A 25,452-nucleotide genomic window follows, 5' to 3' on the forward strand; every position below is an offset into this window, starting at 1 on the left:
GTTGCCCGATCACTCCTCTTCTGCCCAGCGGCGTGAACGTTCCACCGCCTTCTTCCAGCCGTTGTAACGCTTGGCGCGATCGTCGCGGTCCATCTGCGGGATGAACTCGCGGTCCACGCTGAACTTGTCTTCCAGCTCTTCCGAGCTTTTCCAGAAGCCGACGGCGAGGCCGGCCAGGAAGGCGGCGCCCATGGCGGTGGTCTCGATACGGGTCGGACGCACTACCGGGGTGTGCATCATGTCGGCCTGGAACTGCATCAGGAAGTCGTTGGCTACGGCGCCACCGTCTACCTTGAGGGCCGCCAGCTTGATGCCGGAGTCCTGCTGCATCGCATCCAGCACATCGCGGCTTTGATAGGCGATGGATTCCAGCGCGGCACGGATGATGTGGTTGCGGTTGGCGCCGCGGGTCAGGCCGACCATGGTGCCGCGAGCATACGGATCCCAGTAGGGAGCGCCCAGGCCGACGAAGGCCGGTACCAGGTAGACGCCATTGGTGTCGCCAACCTTGGAGGCGAAGTAGTCGGTGTCGCGGGCATCGTGAATGATCTTGAGCTCGTCACGCAGCCACTGGATGGTGGCGCCGCCCATAAACACCGCACCTTCCAGCGCGTAATTCACTTCCCCTTTCGGGCCGATGGCGACCGTGGTCAGCAGGCCGTTGCTGGAGCGAACCGGCTCGGTGCCGGTGTTCATCAGCATGAAGCAGCCGGTGCCGTAGGTGTTCTTGGCCATCCCTTTCTCGAAGCAGAGCTGGCCGAAGAGGGCAGACTGCTGGTCACCGGCGATACCGGCGATGGGAATGCGGGAGCCGCCGCCACGGGTGGTGTAGCCATAGACCTCGGAGGAGGGCTTCACTTCCGGCAGCATGGACATGGGGATGCCCAGCTCGTCCAGCATCTTCTGATCCCACTTCAGGTCGCGGATGTTGTAGAGCATGGTGCGGGAGGCGTTGGTCGGGTCGGTGACGTGCACTTCGCCGTTGGTCATCTTCCACACCAGCCAGGTGTCGATGGTGCCGAACAGCAGCTCGCCGTTCATCGCCTTCTCGCGGGCCCCTTCGACGTTGTCGAGGATCCACTTCACCTTGGTGCCGGAGAAATAGGCGTCCAGCACCAGACCGGTGTTTTCACGCACGTACTCTTCCAGGCCGCGCGCTTTCAGTTCTTCACAGATGGCCGCGGTGCGGCGGCACTGCCAGACGATGGCGTTGTAGATGGGCTTGCCGGTGGCCTTTTCCCATACCACTGTGGTTTCACGCTGGTTGGTGATGCCGATGGCGGCGATCTCTTCGCTGCGAAGGCCAGTCTTGGCCAGCACTTCGGTGAAGACGGAGGACTGGGTCGCCCAGATCTCCATCGGGTCGTGCTCTACCCAACCCGCTTTTGGGTAGTGCTGGGTGAATTCGCGCTGGGAGGTACCGACTATGTTGGCGTCCTGGTCAAACACGATGGCACGGGAAGAGGTAGTACCCTGGTCCAGAGCGACGACATATTTCTTTTCAGCAGACATGATGTTCTCCACGTTTTTATTTTCCACGTTTTTACACGTTGGGGAGGGCCGCTCTTAGGCGGCGGCCTCTTCTTTGTTAGACAGCTTGGCGGCTTCTTCGGTGGCGACGCGGTTGCCCGGCACACAGGGAGCCAACACTTTTACATAAAGGGCAGTACCGATCTGGGCACCGACGATGGGGCCGAGGATGGGAACCCAGAAGTAGGGGTTGTCACGACCACCGGTCATGGCCACGTCACCCCAGCCGGCCAGGAAGGCGAACAGTTTGGGGCCGAAATCACGGGCCGGGTTCATGGCGAAACCGGTTAACGGGCCAAGGGAGGCACCGATCACCGCGATCAGGATACCGATCAGCAGGGCGGCGGCGAAGCCTTTGGGGGCACCGTTGTTGTTGTCACCCAGTGCCATGATGCCCAGCATCAGCACGGCGGTGATCACCATCTCGACCGCAAAGGCCTGCATATTGGAGAGCAGGGCATTGGGGTAGGTAGAGAAGATGCCGGCGCTGCCGAGGCTCTCGACGCTGCCGCGCACCACGTTGTGGGTCACTTCCCACTGGGTGAAAAGGTTACCATAGAGGAAGTAGACCAGCGCCGCGAAGCAGAAGGCGCCGGCAACCTGGGCGATGATGTAGGGCACCACTTTGCGCTTGTCAAACCCGCAGAAGGTCATCAGCGCCAGGGTCACGGCCGGGTTGAGGTGGGCACCGGAGATACCGCCGGTGACATAGATGGCGATGGCGACGCCCAGACCCCAGGTAATGGAAATTTCCCATTGCCCGAAGTTGGCTCCCGCCAGCACCAGTGCGGCCACGCAGCCGACGCCGAAAAATATCAGCAGGCCGGTTCCGATAAACTCGGCAATGCATTCGCCAAGCAGGGTATTGGGTCTTTGTATGCTCATACCGTTATTCCTTATATCCACCCAGAGTAGGTTTGATGTTCCGTTTTGTTGTTTTTCATTCCCATTATTGCGTCCGAAAACGTTTCTTCTTGTTTTTTGAGCTGACGCAAACGTTATGCTCGTTTGCGCTCGTTCTCGGACGAGAGAGAAAATAAACCTAAATCGCCTATTCACCACTCCCTCCCCGCAGGAAATGTGGACAAGATCCCACTCATTGCTAAGAAAATGTGACGGAAAGCAAGTTGATACAGTGGTTATACCACTTAGTGGGTAGCCAAAAGCCTTGCTACACAAGGGATTGCGGCTGATGAGTGATTGCTCATTTGACACTTTCTTTTGTAATAAAACTGCAATATTTCAGCCTCCATCACAGATTAAATGTTCACATATGAGCACAATAGGCTCGCTTTCGAATCAGGACTCATCTGATTGGTCAGCATGGACAGGGCACCCTCAACCGCCCACAACAACAATAAGGAAGCAGAACATGCTTAGTATCTTCAGGCCTGCACCACACATAGACAGGCTCCCGGCCGACAAGGTCGACCCCTTCTACAAACGCATGCGTTGGCAGGTGTTTTTCGGGATCTTCTTCGGTTATGCCGGTTACTACCTGGTACGGAAAAACTTCAGTCTGGCGATGCCCTATCTGATCGAGCAGGGCTTCTCCCGCGGCGATCTGGGTCTGGCGCTGTCCGGCGTCTCCATCGCCTACGGTCTCTCCAAGTTCCTGATGGGGAACGTGTCGGACCGCTCCAACGCCCGCTACTTCCTCTCCGCCGGTCTGCTGCTGTCGGCCGGCATCATGTTCATGATGGGGACCATGCACTGGGCCACCTCCAGCATCGCCATCATGTTCGTGCTGTTGTTCCTGAACGGCTGGGCACAGGGCATGGGCTGGCCGCCCTGCGGTCGCACCATGGTGCACTGGTGGTCACAGAAAGAGCGCGGCGAAGTGGTCGCGGTCTGGAACGTGGCCCACAACGTGGGTGGCGGCATGATAGGTCCGCTGTTCATTCTGGGGATGGGCTGGTTCAACGACTGGCGCAGTGCCTTCTATGTGCCGGCTGCTGCCGCCGCCGCCATCGCGGTGATCGCCTTCTTCGTGATGCGTGACACCCCGCAATCGGTCGGTCTGCCCCCCATCGAAGAGCACAAGAACGACTATCCGAAGGACTACAACGAAAGCCACGAGCAGGAGTTTTCCGCCAAGGAGATCTTCGTCAAGTACGTGCTGCACAACAAGCTGCTGTGGTACATAGCCATTGCCAACGCCTTCGTTTACCTCATCCGTTACGGTGTGCTGGACTGGGCGCCGACCTACCTGAAAGAGGCTAAAGACTTCAGCGTCGACAACTCCTCCTGGGCGTACTTCCTGTACGAGTGGGCGGGTATTCCGGGCACCCTGCTGTGCGGCTGGATCTCTGACAAGATGTTCCAGGGCCGCCGTGCGCCGGCCGGTATCCTGTTCATGGTGCTGGTGACCGTGGCCGTGCTGGTCTACTGGTTCAACCCGGCCGGCAACCCGACCGTTGACATGATGGCGCTGGTGGCTATCGGCTTCCTCATCTACGGCCCCGTCATGCTGATCGGCCTCTATGCCCTGGAGCTGGCGCCGAAGAAGGCCGCCGGTACTGCGGCAGGCTTCACCGGTCTGTTCGGTTATCTGGGTGGCGCGGTCGCGGCCAACGCCATGCTGGGCTACACCGTTGACCACTTCGGCTGGGATGGCGGCTTCATGGTGCTGACCGCTTCCTGCGTGCTCTCCATCATCCTGCTGGCGATGACCCTCAAGCACGAGAACCAGTCGATTGCCGCCAAAGCGGCTGCCCATAAGGCATAAAACGTGATCCTGCCCTTATCGATTGGAAAAGGGATCAGGTAAACTCCCCAAGGCCCCGCATCTGCTGGGGCCTTTTTTCGTCTCATCATCGGAGTTCAAGCGTGAAGCAAACCCAACGACATCTGGAGATCCTGGACGTCCTGACGCGGCAGGGCTTTGTCTCGACCGAGGATCTGGTGACCCACTTTGACGTCAGCCCCCAGACCATTCGCCGGGATCTCAACGATCTCGCCGAGCAGAACAAGATCCGGCGCCACCATGGCGGGGCCTCCCTGCATTCGAGTACCGTCAACACCGCCTACAGCGCCCGCAAGGTGATGCAGCTCAAGGAGAAAGAGCGTATCGCCCGTGAAGTGGCCGCCAATATTCCCGACGGCTCGTCGCTCTTTATCGACATCGGCACCACCACCGAAGCCATCGCTCGCGCCCTGCTCGATCACCGCGAGCTGCGCATCGTCACCAACAACCTCAACGTGGCCAGCATCCTCACCGCCAAGGATGACTTCACCGTCATCATCGCCGGCGGCGAAATTCGCAACCGGGACGGCGGCATCGTGGGGGAGGCGACCCGCGACTTCATCGGCCAGTTTCGCATGGACTACGGCGTCATCGGCATCTCGGGCATCGACAGCGACGGCTCATTGCTCGATTTCGACTACCACGAGGTGAAGATTGCCCAGGCCATCATCGCCCACTCCCGCCAGGTGTTCCTGGCCGCCGACCACACCAAGTTTGGTCGCAACGCCATGGTCAACCTCGGCAACCTCAGCCAGATCCACGCCCTGTTCACCGATCAGGAGCCGCCGGAGAAGCTGATGCGGCTGATGTCCCAGCACCAGATCGAGTGCCACATCTGCTGAGTTGCCGTTAACCCGTTCCAGCACCAGGCCGCCATCGGGCGGCCGCTTCGTTTTCAGCCTCCCCGCACTTCTGCTCGACTTCATTCCACCGCCAATGTCGTGCTGATGTCCCCAAAAGCGCGATCTCGCTCACAGCCTTGCCCCCGTTTTCCCCAGGTTGCGCCGCTTTATCACCGACCGGCAGCATTTTTAGCATTGCCAAAACAATCGCGATCACATTTTCTCCATAAAATGTTCGTTTATCATTTTTTCATGCTCTAATATGAGCGAAATCAAACATTGCGACGGTTTCGCAAGGTCAAAATAAGAAAGTAGGTGAACATGAGCGAACATTATGATCTGGTCGTCGTCGGCGGCGGCATCAACGGGGTAGGCATTGCGGCTGATGCAGCGGGGCGGGGTCTGAAGGTTGCCCTGTTCGAGGCGCGCGATCTCGCCTCTGCCACCTCTTCCAACTCCAGCAAGCTGATCCACGGCGGCCTGCGCTACCTCGAACACTACGAATTCCGGCTGGTGAAAGAGGCGCTGGCGGAGCGGGAGGTGCTGCTCGGCATGGCCCCCCATATCGCCCGTCCCATGCGTTTTCGGCTGCCCCATCGCCCGCACCTGCGCCCGGCCTGGATGATCCGCGCCGGCCTGTTCCTCTATGACAACCTGGCCAAGCGCGACAAGCTCAAGGGCAGCTGCGGCGTGCGCTTCCTGCCGCAGGACGGCCTCACCGCCGGCATCAGCAAGGGGTTCGAGTATTCGGACGCCTGGGTCGACGACGCCCGGCTGGTGGTGCTCAACGCGATGATGGCGCGCGACAAGGGCGCCGACGTGCAGACCCGCACCCGCTGCGTCAAGGCGGTGCGCGGCTCCAAACACTGGACCCTGACTCTGGAGCGGGAAGGGGGCGAGCAGTTCAACGTCACCTGCCGCGGTCTGGTCAATGCGGCCGGCCCCTGGGTCAAGACCTTCTATGACGAGAGCTTGCACGAGAAATCCCCGCGCGGCATTCGCCTCATCAAGGGCAGCCACATGATAGTGCCGCGCATCCATGAGCGCGAAGAGGCCTATATCCTGCAAAACGAGGACAACCGCATCGTCTTCGTCATCCCTTATCAACAGGACTACTCGCTGATCGGCACTACGGACGTGGAGCACAAGGGCAGCCCGCGTGAAGCGAAGATCAGCGACGCCGAGATCAACTACCTGTGCAAAGTGGTCAACGCCCACTTCACCCGTCAGATCGCCCCTAAAGATGTGATCTGGACCTACGCCGGGGTGCGCCCGCTGTGCGATGACGAGTCCGACTCGCCGCAGGCGGTGACCCGCGACTACACCCTCGAACTGTCCGGTGAATCCGACGGTGCGCCGCTGTTGTCGGTATTTGGCGGCAAGCTCACCACCTACCGCAAGCTGGCGCAGGCCGCCTGCAACAAGCTCAAGCCCTGGTTCAGCCAGATGGGGGATGACTGGACCGCCAACAGCCGGCTGCCCGGTGGCGAGTTCGACTGCTCGGTTCGCGAGCTGGCGCGCGCCTTTGCGCTGGAATTCGACTGGCTCGATGATCGCAGTGCCCTGCGCATTGCCGAGGCCTATGGCGCCCATGCCCGCCTCTGGCTGCACCAGGATCGTGGTCAGCACTTTGGTGCCGGACTATACGAATCTGAGGTGCGCTACCTTATCGAGCGGGAGTGGGCCTGCAGCCTGGAAGACATTCTGTGGCGCCGCAGCAAGCTGGGGCTGCGTCTGTCCGAAGCCGAGCAGCAGCAACTGGCTGCCTGGCTCAGCGAACACCACCACGCCCTGCCCGAAGCCTGCTGATCACCCCCTGCGGGCGGCCCTGGCCGCCCGCCGTAAAAATGCAATAAACCTCTGTTATAACAATAACCTACATCCCATAAACAATAACAAAGAGCACCGCGCATGAAAAAACACACTCTCTCCCTGCTTGCCCTTGGTCTGGGGGCCGCCCTGGCATTGCCCGCACTGGCAGCCGATGAAGGCAAGATAGTGATCGCTCACCGGGGGGCCTCCGGCTACCTGCCCGAGCACACCCTGGAGTCCAAGGCATTGGCCTATGGCATGGGGGCCGACTATCTGGAGCAGGATCTGGTGATGACCAAGGATGACCAGCTGGTGGTGATGCACGATCACTTCCTCGATGGCATCACCGATGTGGCTGAGCGCTTCCCCGGCCGGGCCCGCCCGGATGGTCGCTACTATGTGGTGGATTTCACCCTGGACGAGGTGCGCTCCCTGCGCATGACCGAGCCGTTCCAGCTGGTGGACGGCAAGCAGGTGCCGGTCTACCCGGCCCGCTTCCCGCTGTGGAAGTCGAGCTTCAAGATCCATACCTTCCAGGAAGAGATCGAGATGATCCAGGGGCTCAACAAGAGCACCGGCAAGAACATCGGTATCTACCCGGAGATAAAGGCCCCCTGGCTGTTCCGCCACGAGGGCAAGGACATCTCCAAGGCGGTACTCAAGGTACTGAAGGAGTACGGCTACACCAGCAAGAACGACAAGGTCTATCTGCAGTGTTTCGATACCAACGAGCTCAAGCGCATCAACAGTGAACTGATGCCTGCCATGGGCATGGACTTGAAACTGGTGCAGCTGATGGCCGAGACCGACTGGAACGAGACCATGGTCTATGACGCCAAGGGCAAGGCGACCCCCTACAGCTATGACTGGATGTTCAAGCCGGGCGCCATGAAGGAGATCGCCGGCTATGCCGAGGGGATCGGCCCCTGGAAGCCGATGATAGTGCCGGAGCCGGGTACCTTGGGCAAACCGACCTTCACCGGCATGGTGAAAGAGGCCCATGCGGCCGGCCTCAAGGTGCATCCTTATACCTTCCGTCAGGATGAGGGCCAGATCCCGGCCTATGCGAAAGACTTCACCGACCTGCTCAACATCTTCCTCTATCAGGCCGATGTGGACGGGGTATTCAGCGACTTCCCCGACAAGGCGGTCGAGGTGATCAAGGCTCACGGCAAATAATAAAAGAAGAGCAACACGGGAATGCAAGCGGGGCCAGGTGCCCCGCTTTTTTATGCCTGTTGGCAAGAGAAAATAGAAGGGGTGTAATTATATGTTTACGATTTTGGTGTGTGGAGCATGTGCGGATCGCTACTTTCTGGCCGAAAGGGTCCCTTTTGTGGTCATTTATCCATCTGTCAGCGAATAAATCCACTGGTTTCACTTGATTGTTTGTTTTTAATTGGTAAGGTGAGGGCGGTTGCGTAACAAAGTGCTGACTTGTGTAAATAAAAGTGAACGGTCGGCGCAATTGGCTTGAAACAGTAGAGAGAATGAGAAGATGCAAAGAGATCCCCTGAACAACATCCATATCCAGTCCGAACAAGTGATGATCACGCCTGCCCAGCTCAAGGAGAAACTGCCCATCTCCGATCGCGCGCTGGCATTCGTGCAAGGGGCCCGCAATACCATCGCCGACATCATCCACCGTCGCGATCACCGCCTGCTGGTGATCTGTGGACCCTGTTCCATCCACGACATGGACGCCGCCAAAGAGTACGCAACCAGACTCAAAGCGCTGCATGACGCCTATCAGGACTCTCTCTACATTGTCATGCGGGTCTACTTTGAGAAGCCGCGCACCACGGTCGGCTGGAAGGGCTTTATCAACGATCCGAACCTGGATGGCACCTTCGACGTGGAACTGGGGCTGCACCGCGCCCGCGAGCTGCTCTGCTGGCTGGCCGAGCTGGAGTTGCCGCTGGCCACCGAGGCGCTCGACCCCATCAGCCCGCAATACCTGGCGGAGCTCTTCTCCTGGTCGGCCATCGGTGCCCGCACCACTGAATCCCAGACCCACAGGGAGATGGCCTCCGGCCTCTCCATGCCGGTTGGCTTCAAGAACGGCACCGACGGCAACCTGGGTACCGCCATCAATGCGCTGCAGGCGGCCTCCAGCCCCCACGCCTTCATGGGGATCAACCAGCAGGGCCAGGTCGCGTTGCTGCAGACCCAGGGCAACCCGGATGGTCACGTGATCCTGCGCGGCGGCAAGCACCCGAACTACGACTCGGTCAATGTGTCGTTGGCAGAAGAGGCGCTGGAGAAGGCGGGCCTGCTGCCCAGTTTGGTGGTGGATTGCAGCCACGGTAACTCCAGCAAGGATCACCGCTTGCAGCCCAAGGTGGCTGACAACGTGATCCACCAGATCCAGGAGGGTAACCGCTCCATCATCGGGGTGATGCTCGAATCCAACCTGTTCGAAGGCAATCAGTCCAGCGAGCAGCCCAAGTGTGAGATGCGCTACGGCGTCTCCATCACCGATGCCTGCATCGACTGGGAGACCACGGATGCGCTGCTGGCCCGCTGCCACAGCCAGCTGGCGGCACCACTTTTGGCCAGAACCAAGGCATAAGCCGTGGTATCTTGTCAGCACTGATTGAACAATCGAGGTGTCACCGGCCGAGGCGGTGACACCTCGTTGCCTCTTGAATCACAGGGCGTCGCTGCGGGCGGCGCCGCAGGGACCGGATATGGCTGAAGAGTTGAATGCCCTCAGGGACAAAATCGATGCGGTGGACAAGCAGCTGATTGATCTGCTGGCTGCCCGTCTCGCTCTGGTGGGGGAAGTGGGGGAAGTGAAGAGCCGGCACGGCCTGCCCATCTATGCACCGGATCGGGAGGCGAGCATGCTGGCCCGCCGCCGCGCCGAGGCCGAGGCACTGGGAGTGCCGGGGGACCTTATCGAGGATGTGCTGCGCCGGGTGATGCGCGAATCCTATATTCTGGAGTCCGCCAGCGACAAGGAGCACCACTTCAAGTGCATGAAGCCTGAACTCGGCAAGGTGGTGATCATCGGTGGTGAGGGGCAGCTTGGCCGCCTGTTCGGCAACCTGTTCAGCCTCTCGGGCTACCGGGTCGAAACTCTGGGTCAGGCCGACTGGCCGCGCGCCGACGAGATCCTGCACGGTGCCGGACTGGTGATGGTGGCGGTGCCCATCGACGTCACCTGCGAGGTGATCGATCGGCTCGGCAATCTGCCGGCGGACTGCCTGCTGGTGGACGTGACCAGCGTCAAGAGTGAACCGCTTGCCCATATGCTGGCGGTACACCAGGGGCCGGTGCTGGGGCTGCACCCCATGTTCGGGCCGGATGTGGCGAGCCTCGCCAAGCAGGTGATCGTCTGCTGTCAGGGGCGCGACGGCGCCGCCAGCCAGTGGCTGCTGGAGCAGATGACCATCTGGGGGGCGCGTTTGCAGCAGGTGGAGGCCAAGGCCCACGACGAGGCGATGACCTTTATCCAGGCGCTGCGCCACTTTGCCACTTTCGCCTACGGCTGGCACCTCTCCCGCGAGCAGGCCAACATCGATCGCCTGCTGGCGTTGAGCTCCCCCATCTACCGGCTGGAGCTGGCCATGGTGGGACGGCTGTTCGCCCAGGATCCCCACCTCTACGCCGACATCATACTGTCGTCGCCGCAAAATCTGGCGATGATCCGCCGCTACTACCAGAACTTCGGCGAGGCGCTGGGCCTGTTGGAGCGGGGGGACCGGGAGGGCTTCATCGAGGCCTTCAGCCAGGTCTCCGGCTTCTTCGGCGAGCGGGCGGACGAGTTCCTGCGCGAAAGCCGCACCCTGCTGGCGCAGGCCAACGATCGCCGCCATCACGGCTGACGATAACGAAAAGCAAAAGGGGCCTGTCGGCCCCTTTTGCTTTTGCACTCCCGCTTGTGCGCTGCGGCGTTTTTATTCTGGCTGCGGCAAGCGCAGATCGGCGCCATCCCAGCCCAGCGGCAGGGTCAGTAACTGATCGATCAGCTCCCGCCGATCGGATTTTTCCAGATAGGCAAGGTAGAGCGGACGGCTCAAGGCCTGGGCGCCTTCCACCAGATGCAGGCGCTCCTGCTCTAGGAAGGGGCTCACCATGCGCCTTGGCAGGTAGGCGGCACCACCGTTGGCCAGCACGAACTGCAGCGCCATGTTGGCAGAGCTCGAGTGCAGCACCGGGGTCTTTTGCAGGCTCTGCAGCCGGCTGGGTTGTGGCTCGAAGCTGGTGCCCCAATCCAGATGAATGTGCGGCATCTGCATCAGGCTGTCGGCGTTGGCGGCGGCATCCCGGCTCACCAGCTCGAACACCAGCTCGCCGATGGGGTGCAGGGCAATCTCGTCGATCTTGGTCGGCTCGGAGAGCAGGGCGAGATCGAGGGAACGCTCCAGCAACTGGCGGCACAGGTGCTCGCGGGAGGCGGTTTCGAGCCGCACCGCGAGGCCAGGGGCCAGCGCATAGACATGGTTGAGCCAGTCGTTGAAGTCGAGCTCCCAGAACACCGCAGGGGCGCCGATGGCGAGCTGCTGGCTGAAACCGGGGGAGAGGGCCACATCCTGCTTGGCGCGGCCCAGGGTATGCAAGATGGCGTCTGCATAGGGCAGCAGACGCTCACCGGAGGCGGTCAGGCGGATGTTGTTGCGATGGCGGGCAAACAGACTGACCCCGAGTTGCTGTTCGAGCTGGCGGATCCGAAAGCTTACCGCCGACTGGGTCAGGTAGAGATTTTCAGCTGCCCGGCCGAAGTGCCGGGTCTTGCTGACCTCGATAAACGTCCGAAGCAGTTCGGTATCCATTAATCGATGGACTCGTCGCTGCCACCACCGCTGCCACCTTCAAAGCCGCCACCGCCGGTCTCCTCGTTGGCACCGCCGGCGACGGTGCACAGCCGGTGCACGCGCTTGGGACCGATCACCTTCAGATACTTGAACCACACCTTGGCGTGTGGGTTGCTGCCGGCGGCGCCGGATTTGACCTGTTCGATAAAGGCGCTTTCTACGTCATCGCGCGGGGCCAGGTTGCCCTGATAGAGCGCGAGCATGGCGGTACCGTATTTTTCCAGACTGTCCGCTTCGGCCACAGTGAATTCGCCACTGCGACGCAGGCCACGGGGAAAATGTTTGAAGTCGTTGAAACGCTTGTCTGATTCGAAGCTCATAGTGCTCTTTTTCTGGTTAGTTTGACCTTTGCGGGCAAGTATCATCAGGCCGTCGCAGAGTGCAAAATCAATTTTTTCACTATATGGATAAATATCTCTAATCGAAAGCGGTTTAGCCATGATCCAGTGGGTCTGAGCCGGGGGGAAGGGCAAAAAAGTGAGAAAAAAAGCGGAGTTATGTCAGGTTCTGTAAAGGTTGGAGCCTCTGGTCGGACGACATTTGGCTAAAAATAAAGCGCCATTCGGCGCTCTATTTTGTTGTATTCATGAACCAAAGCGGGAGGTTTGGTCTCGATGGAGACTTACTCTATCATGGCTGGCTGAGCCAGGGTGTCGGCACGCCACAGACGGTAGCGCACTTCATACTCCTGCGGTACGTAGAGCACGAACGGCAGCTTGGAGTTGTAGTTCACGAAGAAGCCCTGACCGTAGATCTGGACGAAGGTCTCTTTCTTCTGGCCATCCGGGCAGGCCATCAGGGTGCTGATGGGATCGGACACCTTGCCGAGCATCAGGTAGTTGTAGCCCCAGCCTTTGACGCTGTGCTGTTCCAGGTTGCCGGCAAAGCGCGGCACATTGCAATCGACCATCATTTTCTTGCCGACCTGCAGCTCGACCATCATGTCGGCTTCGTTCTCGACTTCCGGCAGGCGGATCACCACACGTTCCTGGTTCACTTCGGCGGCCGGGAACATGCTGATATCAAATTTTTTCGGTTCGGCGGCGAAGGCATGGCCGCCCAGCAACAAGGCGCCCAGCAGGCTAAAACGCAATACGGTTTTCATCTGTACCTCATGGGGTTGGTTCAACGCCGCTAGACTAACCGCTCTGCCCGTTTCATGCCAGCGATCTGCTACGTAAAAACTGCGTAAAATGACGCAGATCCGGCACACAATGACGTGTTCTGGCTATTTTCTGACAGGACGGACGTTAGGCTGAACAACAGGCCGGGTGCCAAACATGGGTGGCCAGCCGGGATCCTGTGCTCATCGGGATCCCTTGGCCACCCGGCTTCATCAGCGCACCAGCAACACCTGCTTGGCCCAGGCGCCGGGCGCTCGCATGCCGACGGCGCCGCTGGTGATATCCAGATAGGCGACCCCCTTGCTGGCCGGTACCGGGGTCGAGGACCAGAGATAGACGTAACCGTCGTTCACCTCTTTTCCTTCGCCGGCCATGGCGCGGGGGAAGATGGTTTCGTTGAGCGCTGGCTTGTAGCAGGCGGACTCCAGCACGCTGGCCAGCTCCTTGATGGTGGGCAGGCGCCAGCCGCCGTGGCCGCCGAAGTTGTAGAGGGCATGGCTCGGCTCGGTGCGGATCCGCTCGGCGGTCAGTAGGGCCTGCTGCCAGTAAAGCCGGGTCGGTTCGCCTTGACAGCTCTGGTTGCGCCAGGTCTGGCCGAGCTGGCAGCGCATCCAGGTCAGGCCGGTGGAGCGATCCGTGACGGTGCCGTTGCCGTGGTCGATGAAGCGGGCGGTGGGGCTGGTTCTGGGCATGTTGTCATCACAGATGGCGGTGGCCAGGGCGAGGGGGCTGCCAAGGGTCAGCAGCAGGGTCAACATCAAGCGGTTCATCGGGTTACCTCCGCCACCAGTCGCAATTGCAGACCGTTGGCATCATCGCTGTTTTGAACTGTGGTGGCGTAGTCGGTGCCGGCATCATCGCCAAGGAAGATGTGGGCGATGGCGCTGATGGGGGCGCTCTCCAGCCGGCGCGAGGGGGTCAGGGTCTGGCTCCAGTAGTAGCCGCTGAAATCCTTGCTGGTGGTGCCGACATCGGGGAAGTAGCGTACATCCATGCTCACCGGCTGGCCGTCCTGGCGGGCGAGGGAGCCGTAGTGCTGCAGGCTCATCAGCTCGCGCGAGTGGGGCATGCGCCAGCTGGTGATGCCGCACAGCTGTTGGGCGTTGAGCCACTGGCGGTACTGCTCCGTGGTGCAGATGGCCTCGCCCTCGGGGCAGGCGTAGTCACGTTCCTGCTGGGTGGGGTGATAGTCGCCAAGCTCCCAGGCGAAGGTGCGGTGCAGATCGCGCGGGCTGACGGGATCATCGAGCTTCTTCTCCCAGACCAGGCCGGTGTTGAGATCTTCCACGCACTGCCAGGCGGGGGCGTCATCGGCCAGCGGCCGACCCTGGCCGTCGAGCTTGCGATAGCGCAGCGGCGCCTTGTTGAGGCTGGCTTCCTGCCCCGGGTGATCGGCGGGCTCCTGGGTGAGCAGGTAATCGACCCCGTCCGTGTAGGTGGTGACGCCACTGCCGGTGATCAGTGGATGGGAGTGCTGTTGCAGCAGCCGGGCGCTGACGCGCTCCTGCTGGCTGGCCAGCTCGCCGTGCAGGGCAAAGTGGCTGGCCAGCTCGGGCAGCAGGCTGCCGATGGCCGGCCACACCAGCACATGCAGGGTGGCGGTCGAGAAGCCCTCCTGCGCCTGTAGATCGGTCTCGACGAGCGCCTGCAGCAGCTGGCTCAGCGCCAGGTTGAAGTCGCTCAGCTGCGACAGGGCGGCCAGATCCTGGCCGGGTTGCAGCGGCGCCAGCGCACTCAGCAGCTGGTCGAGGGCTTGCCTCGGGGGCTGCCCCTCGGCGATGCGGTATTGCAGCAGGGTGCTGAGCGGGCTGGGGGTCAGATGCTGGTCATCGAGCCGGGCGGCGGGATGCAGCAGCACGGGGGCGGCCGGGTTGCTTGGCAAGAACAGCAAGGTACTGGTCAACAGCGCCGGGGCGCTGCCGCTCAACCGGTGAGTACCGGCCGCGCCGCTGACACTGGGCTCCCCCGCATCACAAGATGCATTCTGGTTGAGGTTGACGCAGAGGGTGCCGGCTTCGGGCAGGGTCACGGTCAGGCTGTAGTCGGGGACCGCCAGCGGCGCCTCGTCCGAGCCGCCACCGCCACAGGCGGTGAGCAGGGGGGCCAGCAGGCAGGCCAGGCGGGAGTAATGTGGTGTCATCTCTTGTCCTTGGGCAAGGGGGCCTTGGCCCCCTCTTCTTATATATGGGATGGGGTGGATTCAGGTGCGCTGGCGCAGGCGGCGCCAGAGTGCCAGCGGCAGCAACCAGAGCAGGTTGGCTGCCCCGCCGCCGCTGCCGTCGTCCACCTGGAAGTGGATGATGCCGTCATCGGGCGGAGTGATCGGCTTGCTGCACTGGGCGCCGGTGCGCTGGCTGATGCTCCAGCCGTTGATGCGGCCCCGATTGCCGGGCTTGCTGTCCACTATCTCCAGGGTCCAGCGGCCAGCCAGCGGCTCCCCTTCCAGCGCGCTGAAGGGCTGCAGGGGCAGCAGCTCGGTAGGGAACACCCCCTTGAGGCGCGGCAACGGGCTGTAGCCCTTGTTCCAGATCTGGATGCGGGTGCCGGAGGGGGAGTTGAGCCAGATCTCCAGCTCATCGAGCGCCGGGTGTTGCAGATCCAGGTTCAGCTGCAGCCGATCGCTCACCCTGGCCTCGCTGCTCTCTATCAGCAGGCTGGTTTCACTGAGGCCACGCACCTCGTCGCTCATGGCATCGCTCAAGGTCAGCGGCTGGCCGCTGGCACGGCTGACGATGGGGGCGCCGATGGGCAGGGTCAGCGACTGCTGCCACTGGCGCTCGGTCGGACTGGTGCCGCTCATGGCGAGGCTCACCGGCAGTGCCACCTCGTCGCCACAGGCGAGCGGGCTCTGGGCCAGCAGGCGCAGGGTGGTGGTCATGCTGGCACCCGCCGCGAGGGTCGCCGGTTGCCAGCTGTAAGGATCGGCCTGCAACCCGGTTGGCAGGGTGAGGGCCAGCTCATTGAGGGTCACCGGCGTCTTGCCCTGGTTGGTGAGGGTCAGCTGCACCGACTGGCGCTGCCCCAGCTCGATGACGCTGCCATCACTGAGGCCCACATTGACCGGTGCCTGCAACAGGCCGTGCTGGCGAAACGCCTGTTCCAGCAATCTGGCATAGGGGCGCGCCGGGTAGAGCCGGGCGGCGGTATCCACCGTGATGCGGGCCAGCTGCGGCATGCGGATGGCCGGGCCGAGACCGAAGTGGGACTCGATGATCAGGCGATCAAACTCGTCCCGCGCCCCTTCGCCCTGCTCGGCGACCGCGGCCAGCAGCGCCTGGAACAGCGGGGTGCCCCACAGCTGATCGCCATTGCTGCCGTTGATGGTGCGGTGGGCCGGGTAGTTGTAATCCGGGTGGTAGCGGGCACGCAGATCGTCCAGCTGACGCGGGGTGCGGTCGGTGAAGCGGGCATCCCAGTTGAACACCATGGCGGGTTCGAACTGCCGACCGGCTTCGCTGCGCTGGCGGTGGCTGGCGGCCAGGTAGTCGCTGAAGCCTTCGCCGATGGCGCCCCAGTCCGCCTCGTCCCCGAGATCCGGCACTATGTGGTGTTGCACCGCGTGGCCGAACTCGTGCCAGATCACCATGGGATCCTCGGCATCGGGCACGCCGCTGCGACCCAGTTCCAGCCTGCGTTCGAACGGATCGTAGAGGGAGTTGTCCTGATAGCCGGCCTCGGTGTCGATGTCGAGCGCCCCCGGGATGAGGTCACTAAAGCCGAGGCGCTTGAGGTGGCGCTGGGCCAGATCCAGGTGGTAGTAGGCGTTGATGTCGGCAAAGCCACGATCATCGCGAGTGAGGCGAAACGCCTGCGGGCTGTCGGCGCTGAAGGGGGCGGTGTTCGGTTCCATGGCATCCACCACCCGGGCGTGGGGGCCGCTCAGCAGATAGCGTCCGCCCGCCAGGGTGACCGGCAACGGCACCTTGTCTTGATAGGCGGCGTCCGCCAGTTGCAGGGCTTCGTGCCAGACCAGGCTGGCGTCGCGCAACTGGGTACGGGGATCCGGATCGAATACCCGAGCCTCCAGCTGGGTGTCGCCGGCGTCGGCGACGCGGCTGGCCTGGGTGGTGGCGGCATCCATCCAGCGGCCGAGCTCGCGGCTGCCGTCACAGCTGGCGAAGAGCTGCACATAGCTGGCCTTGGCGTTGCCCGCCTGATGCTCGCGCACCCGTTGGCGCAGGGCCGGCACCAGGGTGTCGCCGTCGCGCCAGTACCAGGCTTCGACCGGACCAAGGGTGTCGATGTCGCTGCCGCCATCGCGCAGCTGCTCCAGCAGGGGATCCAGATTGCCGGCGGCGTCGCAGCCGGGTTCGCTGCTCTGCAGCGGCCGGCTGTTGTGATAGATGCGCCAGGGCTTGCCTGTTTGATCGACGCTGACGGCGGCCTGGATGGTGGCCACCGGCAGGCCGTTGACCAGCTGGCGGAAGCTGTAGTGATGGCCGAGTAGACTGGCCCGCTCGTAGTCGGGGGCCAGGCTCACGCCAAGGCGCTGTTCGAGCCAGAGCTTTGGCGTAGTGGTCAGCGGTTGTTCATCGACAAACTGCAGCTCGGCCGCCAGCAGCGGCTGGGAGAGCAGGGTTGCCGCCAGCCAGAGGGCCAGGGAAGAGGGTTTCATGGTTTACTCCAACACAAAAATGAGAAAAGGGATCACCGGCGGGCGCCCGCCAGGGTGAGCAGGAAGGCGTACTCGCGGGCCGCCTGCTGGCGCGCGTTGCCCGGGCTGGTGCGGTGGCCGCCGTCGAGGGCTGTGCTCAGCAGATAGGGGCCCGCTCCCGTGCTGTGTTCCCGCAGGCGGGCCACCCACTTGAGCGGCTCCCAGTAGGGCACCTGACTGTCGTGCAGCCCGGCCGTCACATAGACGGGGGGATAGGGGGCCGCGTGCAGGTTGTCGTAAGGGCTCAAACGGCGCATGGCGGCGTAATCGGCGGCAATGGCCGGGTTGCCCCACTCGGCGTACTCCTGACGGGTGAGCGGCAGTTCGGGATCGCTCATGGTGCCGATGAGATCGACGAAGGGCACCTGCAGCACGGCCCCGGCGAAGCGGGTCGGCGCCTGGTTGAGGGCCGCCGCCACCAGCAGGCCGCCAGCGCTGCCGCCCATGGCAAATAGCCGGGTGGGGTCGATGGCGGGATCCCGGGCCAGCGCAGCGGCCACGGTCAGGAAGTCGTCCACGCTGTGCTGCTTGTGGCGGCCGCGTCCCGCCAGATACCACTCATCCCCCAGCATGCCGCCGCCGCGCACGTGGGCGATGGCGTAGACGAAGCCGCGATCCAGCAGGCTCAGCACCTGCGGCTGGTAGTAGGGGCGCATGGGGGTGCCATAGGCGCCATAGCCGTAGAGCAGCAGTGCCTTGGGCTTGATGATGTCCTTGCGCCACACCAGGGAGACCGGCACCTTGACGCCATCCTGGCCCACCACCCAGCGGCGCTCGCTCCGGTAGGGGGAGGGGAGGGCGGTCCGGGAATCCGGCAGCCAGCGGCCGCTGGCGAGATCGAGCAGGCGCTGGTGCGGCGGCTCGGCCATGCCCTGGCGGCGGATCAGGATCTGCCCGCTGGCGGGGTCGTGGGCGCCCTGGATCCAGGCCGTGCCGGCCCCCTCGGTCAGCAGCAGGCGATGGCTGAGCCGGCCGCGGCCATCCAGCACGTCGAGCCAGTCATCCCCGTGATGGCGATACTGCAGCACCGTGTAGTCGGCAAACAGGCGCCACTTCTCGAGGCTCCTCTGCTCGCCAGACCAGAGCAGTTGCCACTCTCCCTTGGCCACCAGGCTAAGGTTGGCTACCTGATAGAGGCCGAGGGCACCGTCCCGGTTGCTCTTGAGCAGCACCCGCTCCCCCTGGGTATCTAGGTAATACTCGAGGCCGGCCTGACGGGCCTTGAGCAGAGCCGGTGTGCCCGCGTCCAGCAGGTACTGCTCCGAGCTGTCGTGGTTGTTGCTCTGCAGCAGCAGGTGGCGTCGATCCGTGGTGCGATAGAGGCTCAGCAGCCAGGCGGGATCCGCCTCCTGGTGGATTTGCTGCTCCTTGCCACCCTGCCAGGCCCACAGCTGCCAGGGGCGCAAGGTGCGGGGTTCGTTGGCGATGGTGTAGAGGGTCTTGCCATCCAGGCTCCAGAGCAGATCGCTGGCCCGGTGGGTCAGGATGGCCAGGGGCTTGCCGTCGACCAGATCGAGCAGGGTGGTGCGGTAATCCCGATCGCCCTGCAGATCTTCGGCCAGGGCCAGCCAGCGCCCGTTTGGGTGCAGGGCCCAGCTGGCGAGCTCGTAGTAGCCGCTGGCCGGTTGGCGGGCTGCCAGCCGTTGGCGGGGCTCAGCCTGCTCGCCGTCTCGCTGCCACAGGCTGCCGTCGGCTTCCATCCGCCACTGGCTGCCCGCCTCGCTCAGCCACTCTTGCGGCATGGGTTCACCGCGGGCTTGCGCCTGCCACTCGGCCTGCAGAGCCTGCTCCAGCGGCCGCTGCGCGGCGAGCTGCTGCTCGGTCCAGCGGTTCTGCTCGCCCAGCAGGGCCAGCAGGGCGGGATCCTGGCGGCTGTCGTCGCGCCAGCCGCCATAGGGATCGAGCCGGGCCCGCTCCCCCGGCATAGGCAGCGGGCGGTGAGGGATAAGCGGGGCCACGAGCGGCGCCGAGGTGGCGACGGCCTGGCTCTGGGTATCGGCAGGTGCAAGGGCGACAGGCTGGGCGGGCGCCGGATTGGCCAGCAGGCTGGCCAGCATCAGGAGTGCGTGCATCAGAGCCCCACGAAGGTGTAGCGCAGGCTGGCGCTCAGGGAGCGGCCCGTCTGGGTGTAGAGGCCCGCATCCGAGCCCGCTTCCAGCCCGGCCACATCCTGATAGCGGGTGTAACGGGTGTCGAGCAGGTTGTCGAGCTTGAGGTTGGCCTTGAGGGCGTCGGTGATCTGCCAGTCGGCGGTCAGGGCGAAGCTGAGCCAGCCTGCGGTTTTCAGGCACTCGCCCTGTTGCTGGGTCAGGCTGTTGCCACAGGTAGGCACCCGGCTCATGGCGGCGGCGTAGTCTGCCTGCAGCCCCAGGCTCCAGTCGTTGGCCTGATAGCTGAGGCGGGTGTTGCCCTCGAGCGGCGTGAGGTTGCGCGGCGATTCGCCCTGGCTGGTCTTGCCGTCGACCCAGCCCAGCTTGGTGGCCAGCTCCCACTGCTGGGTCAGCCAGTAGCTGGCGGCGATCTCGGCGCCCCAGGTTTCAGACTTGGCGACGTTGCGGTATTGACGGAGCATGACCCCGTCGCTGAGGCGAAAGCCCACCTGACGCCAGTCGACGAAGTTGTAGTAGCGGTTGTAAAAGAGGGCCGGCTTGATGCTCCACTCATCCCCTTCGCCGCTCACCCCCCACTCGAAGCTGTGGCTGGTCTCCTCCTTGAGGTTAGGGTTGGCGATGATCTCGAACGGCGGCAGGGCAAAGTAGTGGGGGATGTTGCCGTACACCTTGTCGTAGGAGGGGGCGCTGAAGCCGTTGGCGTAGCTCAGCCAGCTGCGCCACTGCTCGTTGAAGCGGTAGCTGGTGGCCAGGCTCGGCGAGATATGCCAGCTGTGGTTGCTCTCGCCCCGGCCATCCTGCGGGCTCAGCCACTGCTGATCCATGCGCAGGGTCGGGGTGAACTGCCACTGGCCCAGGGTTGCCACGTCTCCCAGCCAGATGCCGGCCCGATCGGTGCGGGCGCTGCTGAAGGGGGCGGACTGGGTGGGCTGGGGAATGCCGGCTTCCAGCATCAGCTTCTCCACCGGTCGCTCGTGCCGGGTGCGCGCCAGCTCGATGCCGTAGCTCAGCTTGTGCGCGATGGGGCCGGTGACCAGATCGCGGCGGATATCCAGCTCGCTGCCGATCAGCTGTTCGGTAAAGGTGGCCAGCTCCCGCTCGCTGCGATAGCGGGGGTAGCCGCTCAGCTCGTCATTTTGCAGCAGGCTGCGCTTGTTGGCGGTGTTCTTGGCGTAGTTGCCGTGCAGGTTCCAGGTAAAACGGTCGGCCAGCGGGTGGCCGAGATCCTGCGCCTCCCAGCTCAGCTTGCCGCCCTGGGAGCGCTGGGTGCCGTTCTCGCGATACTGGCGCACCTGCCACTTGCCGTCGGGCTGGGGTATTTCGCGCGGCCCCTGATCCCGCTTGGCGTTGTCTTCGAAGTAGTCGAGCTCGAGGCGCAGCAGATGCTGTTCGTTGAGGGTCAGGCTGGAGCTGGAGGAGGCGCTGAGGCCATCGAGATCCGCCGGGATGCGGCTCTGGTCGTAGTTGGCGGTCTCGTGTCCCTGCCAGCCGGAGAGGCGCAGCAGGTGGGCGCTCTCGCCCCAGCGGGCGGCGCCGGTGGCGCTCAGTTTCTGCTTGTCGCTGCTGCCGTCGTGCAGCACCTTGCTGCTGAGGTAGGCATCCTGCCCCTGCAGGTAATCTTCCGGCTGCTTGGTGGTGATGACCACGGTGCCGCCGATGGCGTCCGAGCCGTGCAGGGCGGAGCCGGCCCCCTTGGCCACTTCGATCTGCTTGACGTCATCGAGATCGAAGCTGAAACGGCCCACCTTGTCGTTGAGATCGTCGGCGCCGAAGCCGTCGCTGACCCGGACCCCGTCCTTGATGATCAGCACCCGGTTGCCACCGATGCCGCGGATGCTGATGTTTTGCGGCCGACCCGCCGAGCCGGTCACCGAGACGCCGGGTTCGTTCTTGAACACGTCGGTGAGCTCGGTGGCTATCTGGCGCTCCAGATCCTCTTCGGTGATGACGGTGATGGAGCCCGAGATGTCGGACAGTTTCTGTTCGACCCGCTGACCCTTGACGACAATGGTCTCGCGTGCCTTGGGCGGGGTGGTGCCGGAGGTGTCTATGCCGGCGGGATCGCCGGCGGCCAGCGCTGTACCGGACAGCAGCATGGGCCAGTAGTGAAGCAGTGTTTTCATGTTGAGAATAATTATTATTTGAGCCTGGAGGCCGCGGATTATTGCAGAGAGGTCCAGTCAGATCAACGATTGATAATCATTATCATTTTGTTTTTATGATCCTGATCAGACTGCATTTTTTGATGAAGGCATCAGTAGCAACGCGGGCCAACGTTTGCGCCCGCAGGGCACTGGGCGGGCAGACAGAGGATGAAACGGGGGAAGGTGGCAAGGTGTTGGCTGCTCATGCCAAGGTGCAGGCGGCAATAAAAAAACCCGCTGCAGGAGCGGGTTTTCAAGGGGCAGGAGGCGGCTATCAGGGGGCGCGATAGAAGCGGTTCAGCTCGTTCATCACCTGGATCATGACGCCCATGTCGGGGGTGCCATGCTTGATGGGACGGTAGCTGTTTCGCTCCAGCAGCTCGAAGTCACCCTGCTTGTTGAAGTGGGTGATGGTGTTGCCCTGATAGATGGCAAAGTCGCGCTGATCCCCCGCCAGCAGCCAGTTGCGCGGGCTGGTGTCGAACAGGTTGCGGCCGATGCTGTAGTCCCGTGGCGCATTGCGTACCCCCAGCATGCTCTGCATCAGGGTCGGTACCAGATCCAGGTGGCTGCTCACCGGGCTCGTCGGCAGGGTATCGTTGCCCGGCCAGGCCAGCACGAACGGCACCTGCACCTGATAGGGCGAGTAGTTGGTGCCATAGCCCCAGCTGTTGTTCTGGGTCTCGTTGAACTCCTGACCATGGTTGGCGGTGACCACGACGATGGTCTGCTCGCCAAGCCCCTGCTGTTGCAGCTGGGCCAGCATCTGTTCCAGCAACTGGTCGGTATAGAAGACCGCATTCTTGTAGCGGTTCTCCAGCTTCACCAGGTTCTCGGCCTGATAGGCGGTGGCCGGGTTGAACTTGGTGAGCTCCGGCTGGAAGGGCCCCTTCACGTTGGCCGGCAGCTGGTAGTCACCCGGGCTCGACAGATAGACCAGCGAGAACCAGGGCCTGTCTGGCGAGCGCTTGGCGAGCCACTGCTGCCAGTCGCCGATGAGCTGGGTGTCGTCGGTCTGCTCGGAGACGAACACCTGCTTGCGCAGGCCGGAGAGAATGCTCTGACGGTACTTCTGGGCATCCTCCAGCGCGCCGAACAGGCCGAACTGGTAGTCCTGGCGAAGCATCTCGTCGAACAGCACCGGCGGCGTCTTGTCGTTGCGAATGTCGTCGTAGTAGTGACCCGGCAGGCCGTAGAACAGGCTGAACATCCCCATCACATCGTCGTTGCCACCGCTCATGTGGTTGGCAAAGTTGAGGTGCTGATCCGCATAGCGCTGCAGATTGGGCATGTTGATGTTGTTGAGCATGTCGGCCCGCAGGGAGTCGACCACCACGATCAGCAGGTTCTTGTGGGTGAGCGGGGCGTTGACGCTGAGCGGGCGCAGCGGGTAGCGCAAGCGGCTCGCATTGTCACCATCCTGTGATTCGGCCTTCTTCTCGTACTGATCCAGATCCAGCCAGCCATGCTTGGCGAGGAAGCTCTTGGCGGTCATCGGGTAGGAGAGCGGGAAGTTGGCACGCTGCATGGTGATGGGCTGATACAGGGTGGCATCGGCCCAGCTGTTGACCACGTGGGTCAGGATGAAGCAGACCAGCAGGGCCAGTCCCACCTGATTGCCGTACTGACGGCGCTTGCGCTTGTTGATCTTGCGCCAGACATAGGCAGACAGCAGCAGCTGCACCAGGAAGATGGTGGGTACCGCCACGAAGATGATGCTCCAGATCGAGCCCTCCTCGGTCTGGGCCTGATCCAGCAGCAATTGCCACACCTGGCCGTTGAGGTGGAACTTGAACAGCTGGAACACCTGGGTGTCGATGAGCAGCAGCACCAGCGCCAGGGTGGCGATGATGGCCGAGATGAAGCGCAGCGGCTTCTCTTTGGGCAGCACGAAACTCAGGGGGAAGATCGTCAACAGATAGGTGACAAAGCTCAGAAACGAGAAGTGACCGATCCAGCTGATGATGAGATAGGTCACGCCGAGCGTGGTCGACGGCCAGCTGATCGCCCCCAGATAGCGGGTGGCAATCAGCATGGCCAGAATGATGTTGAAGAAGGAGAACCAATGCCCCCAGGTGATCAGGCGAGAAACATTATCACGATAGGGGTTGCCGGTTTCGACCATAGTGATCCATCTGCTTGAAAAACATCAAAGAATGCGAAGAGACTCAGTGAGCATCGTGGCGATGATCCACCGAGGCGGTGAGCGCCTGGATGTATTTTTCGGTGATCGCCTGACGCTGGGCCGGGGCCATGCCATTGATGATATTGGTGGTCAGGTTGCCGAGCACCATCAGACTCAGATCCACCGGCGCCTTGTGCTTCTCCAGGGCGGTGATCAGGTCGTTCATCAGGGCGTCAAACTGCTCGTTATTGTACTTTGATACGATGGGCATAATCTTGGGTTCATCTCGGTTCAAAGCGCCTTATAATACTTCACCCTTTCGGCTAACACTATGGCTTTGTGACATGAGTCTCGATATCGACAAGATCATTCTTCACTCCCTGCGCCAGGGCGGCGATGGTCAACCTCACGCCGACACCCGCAGCCAGCTTCTGCCTGCCGATGAGGCGGTACAGGGGCTGATGGCGGAGCTGCATCGCATTTACAACGGCAAGGGAGGCAAGGGCTTCGGCTTCTTTGCCGACCCCGAGGCCGCCGTCGCCGAGCTGGCGGAGGGTGAGAGCGCCCCCAAACAGCCTTCTCCGCTCTTTCGCATCGCCCTCGAACGGCTGCTCGGCGAACAGACCGACTTTGTCCCCTTCTCGGTCGAGATGACCCAGCTGCTGGTCAAGCAGCTGGTGGAGCACGCCCTCGACGAGCAGGGGGTGCTGCTGTTTGCCAAATACAACTACGTGGGGGTGGATTATCTGATGATCGCCCTGCTGGAGGGCAAGGAGAGCGTCACCGTCAGCGAGGCGCTGGAGCTGCGTCACATCCAGTATCTGGATATCGGCAAATTGAATCTGGTGGCCCGCATCGATCTGACCGAATGGAAAACCCAGCCGGATTCACGCCGTTATATCACCTTCAGCAAGGGTCGGGTCGGTCGCAAGCTGGGTGACTTTTTCATGGATCTGCTGGGTGCCCGCGAGGGGATGGATGCCAAGATCCAGAATAAGGGGCTGTTGCAGGCGGTGGACGATTATTGCGACAGCCGCCAGCTAGAGCCGGCCGAGCGCAACGACTACAAGAAACAGGTCTTCAAATATTGCACCGAGCAGGCCAGCGCCGGTGAAGAGATCGAGATCAAGGAGCTGTCGGCGGAATTGCCGGGCGATGGCGATCTCGATTTTTACAGCTTCATCGGTCAGGAGTACGAGCTGGAAGATCGCTTCCCGGCCGACCGTTCGACCCTGCGCGGCCTGACCAAGTTTGTCGGCTCTGGTGGCGGGCTGACTTTGAGCTTCGAGCAGAAGCTGCTCAACAGCCGGGTGTTCTACGATCCCCAGACCGATACCCTGACCATCAAGGGGGTCCCGCCCAACCTCAAGGATCAGCTGCTGCGCCAGTCGTAATGTGATCTGCTTTCCAGTTTTGGCAAAAAGACACCGCACTTTGCTGCGGTGTCTTTTTATTTAACGGGGTAGGCAGCAGCGAAACCAACTCGGTGCTTTGTTAACAAATTAAACAGAATAATCCCCGTGAAAGGGTTTTCAGTGAGGTGA

The 25,452-nt window shown here is 62.4% G+C and carries 20 protein-coding genes; 7 read left to right on the forward strand and 13 right to left on the reverse strand.

The features are described from left to right. Nucleotides 1-9: 9 nt before the first annotated feature. Nucleotides 10-1,512, reverse strand: a complete 1,503-nt coding sequence (glpK, locus tag R2E40_RS08185) for a glycerol kinase GlpK (protein WP_043121914.1) — start codon at nt 1,510-1,512, stop codon at nt 10-12. A 54-nt stretch (nt 1,513-1,566) separates the two neighbouring features. Continuing rightward, nucleotides 1,567-2,415, reverse strand: a complete 849-nt coding sequence (locus R2E40_RS08190) for an MIP/aquaporin family protein (protein ID WP_011705540.1) — start codon at nt 2,413-2,415, stop codon at nt 1,567-1,569. A gap of 487 nt (nt 2,416-2,902) precedes the next feature. Here R2E40_RS08190 and glpT point away from each other — a divergent pair, with 487 nt between their 5' ends. After that, complete coding sequence (glpT, locus tag R2E40_RS08195; protein WP_318165198.1) at nt 2,903-4,258, forward strand: glycerol-3-phosphate transporter; 1,356 nt, start codon at nt 2,903-2,905, stop codon at nt 4,256-4,258. A 101-nt stretch (nt 4,259-4,359) separates the two neighbouring features. Next, nucleotides 4,360-5,118: a DeoR/GlpR family transcriptional regulator gene (locus R2E40_RS08200; protein WP_011705542.1), complete on the forward strand. Its 759-nt coding sequence runs from the start codon at nt 4,360-4,362 to the stop codon at nt 5,116-5,118. 7 nt (nt 5,119-5,125) lie between these two features. Here R2E40_RS08200 and R2E40_RS08205 read toward each other — a convergent pair whose 3' ends face one another. Continuing rightward, a complete protein-coding gene (locus tag R2E40_RS08205) occupies nt 5,126-5,335 on the reverse strand; it encodes a hypothetical protein (protein ID WP_318165199.1) in 210 nt (69 codons plus the stop codon). Between the two features lie 104 nt (nt 5,336-5,439). On the opposite strand from R2E40_RS08205, the gene glpD reads away from it, so the two are divergent. The 4 genes from glpD to tyrA all read left to right on the forward strand — a co-directional run bounded on the left by glpD (nt 5,440) and on the right by tyrA (nt 10,760). After that, complete coding sequence (gene glpD, locus R2E40_RS08210) at nt 5,440-6,927, forward strand: glycerol-3-phosphate dehydrogenase (RefSeq protein WP_060389015.1); 1,488 nt, start codon at nt 5,440-5,442, stop codon at nt 6,925-6,927. Between the two features lie 102 nt (nt 6,928-7,029). Beyond that, complete coding sequence (glpQ, locus tag R2E40_RS08215) at nt 7,030-8,109, forward strand: glycerophosphodiester phosphodiesterase (RefSeq protein ID WP_017409921.1); 1,080 nt, start codon at nt 7,030-7,032, stop codon at nt 8,107-8,109. A 319-nt stretch (nt 8,110-8,428) separates the two neighbouring features. Next, nucleotides 8,429-9,502, forward strand: a complete 1,074-nt coding sequence (locus R2E40_RS08220; RefSeq protein WP_259231163.1) for a 3-deoxy-7-phosphoheptulonate synthase — start codon at nt 8,429-8,431, stop codon at nt 9,500-9,502. Between the two features lie 118 nt (nt 9,503-9,620). Beyond that, nucleotides 9,621-10,760, forward strand: a complete 1,140-nt coding sequence (gene tyrA, locus R2E40_RS08225) for a bifunctional chorismate mutase/prephenate dehydrogenase (protein ID WP_045790170.1) — start codon at nt 9,621-9,623, stop codon at nt 10,758-10,760. A gap of 72 nt (nt 10,761-10,832) precedes the next feature. Here the strand turns inward: tyrA and hdfR are convergent, their stop codons facing one another. The 10 genes from hdfR to R2E40_RS08275 all read right to left on the reverse strand — a co-directional run bounded on the left by hdfR (nt 10,833) and on the right by R2E40_RS08275 (nt 24,179). Then, nucleotides 10,833-11,708 carry an HTH-type transcriptional regulator HdfR gene (gene hdfR, locus R2E40_RS08230; protein WP_318165200.1) on the reverse strand — a complete coding sequence of 292 codons (876 nt, stop codon included), beginning with the start codon at nt 11,706-11,708 and terminating at the stop codon, nt 10,833-10,835. Next, a complete protein-coding gene (gene maoP / locus R2E40_RS08235; protein ID WP_016350309.1) occupies nt 11,708-12,070 on the reverse strand; it encodes a DUF413 domain-containing protein in 363 nt (120 codons plus the stop codon). Before maoP ends, hdfR begins: the two co-directional genes overlap by 1 nt. A gap of 302 nt (nt 12,071-12,372) precedes the next feature. Continuing rightward, on the reverse strand, nt 12,373-12,855 hold the full coding sequence (gene eco / locus R2E40_RS08240) for a serine protease inhibitor ecotin (RefSeq protein ID WP_005299572.1): 483 nt from the start codon (nt 12,853-12,855) through the stop codon (nt 12,373-12,375). Nucleotides 12,856-13,086: 231 nt separating this feature from the next. Further along, entirely contained in the window at nt 13,087-13,644 is a 558-nt protein-coding gene (locus tag R2E40_RS08245; RefSeq protein ID WP_215783101.1) for a DUF1566 domain-containing protein, read from the reverse strand. Beyond that, a complete protein-coding gene (locus R2E40_RS08250) occupies nt 13,641-15,014 on the reverse strand; it encodes a DUF1566 domain-containing protein (RefSeq protein ID WP_318165201.1) in 1,374 nt (457 codons plus the stop codon). The genes R2E40_RS08245 and R2E40_RS08250 overlap by 4 nt, the downstream gene beginning before the upstream one ends. A gap of 60 nt (nt 15,015-15,074) precedes the next feature. Next, the gene (locus R2E40_RS08255) at nt 15,075-17,489 is read right to left on the reverse strand and encodes a proprotein convertase P-domain-containing protein (protein WP_318165202.1); all 2,415 of its coding nucleotides are present in this window, start codon (nt 17,487-17,489) and stop codon (nt 15,075-15,077) included. 32 nt (nt 17,490-17,521) lie between these two features. Beyond that, nucleotides 17,522-19,600: a prolyl oligopeptidase family serine peptidase gene (locus R2E40_RS08260; protein WP_318165203.1), complete on the reverse strand. Its 2,079-nt coding sequence runs from the start codon at nt 19,598-19,600 to the stop codon at nt 17,522-17,524. Continuing rightward, a complete protein-coding gene (locus R2E40_RS08265) occupies nt 19,600-21,762 on the reverse strand; it encodes a TonB-dependent hemoglobin/transferrin/lactoferrin family receptor (protein WP_318165204.1) in 2,163 nt (720 codons plus the stop codon). Before R2E40_RS08265 ends, R2E40_RS08260 begins: the two co-directional genes overlap by 1 nt. A 295-nt stretch (nt 21,763-22,057) precedes the next feature. Continuing rightward, nucleotides 22,058-23,908 carry a DUF3413 domain-containing protein gene (locus tag R2E40_RS08270; RefSeq protein ID WP_016350314.1) on the reverse strand — a complete coding sequence of 617 codons (1,851 nt, stop codon included), beginning with the start codon at nt 23,906-23,908 and terminating at the stop codon, nt 22,058-22,060. A gap of 43 nt (nt 23,909-23,951) precedes the next feature. Then, complete coding sequence (locus R2E40_RS08275; protein ID WP_011705556.1) at nt 23,952-24,179, reverse strand: DUF1414 domain-containing protein; 228 nt, start codon at nt 24,177-24,179, stop codon at nt 23,952-23,954. Between the two features lie 73 nt (nt 24,180-24,252). On the opposite strand from R2E40_RS08275, the gene yejK reads away from it, so the two are divergent. After that, nucleotides 24,253-25,302: a nucleoid-associated protein YejK gene (gene yejK, locus R2E40_RS08280; protein WP_016350315.1), complete on the forward strand. Its 1,050-nt coding sequence runs from the start codon at nt 24,253-24,255 to the stop codon at nt 25,300-25,302. Nucleotides 25,303-25,452 lie beyond the last annotated feature (150 nt).

Source organism: Aeromonas sp. CD (assembly GCF_033349375.1).
In the GTDB taxonomy this organism is placed as follows: Bacteria; Pseudomonadota; Gammaproteobacteria; order Enterobacterales; family Aeromonadaceae; genus Aeromonas; species Aeromonas hydrophila.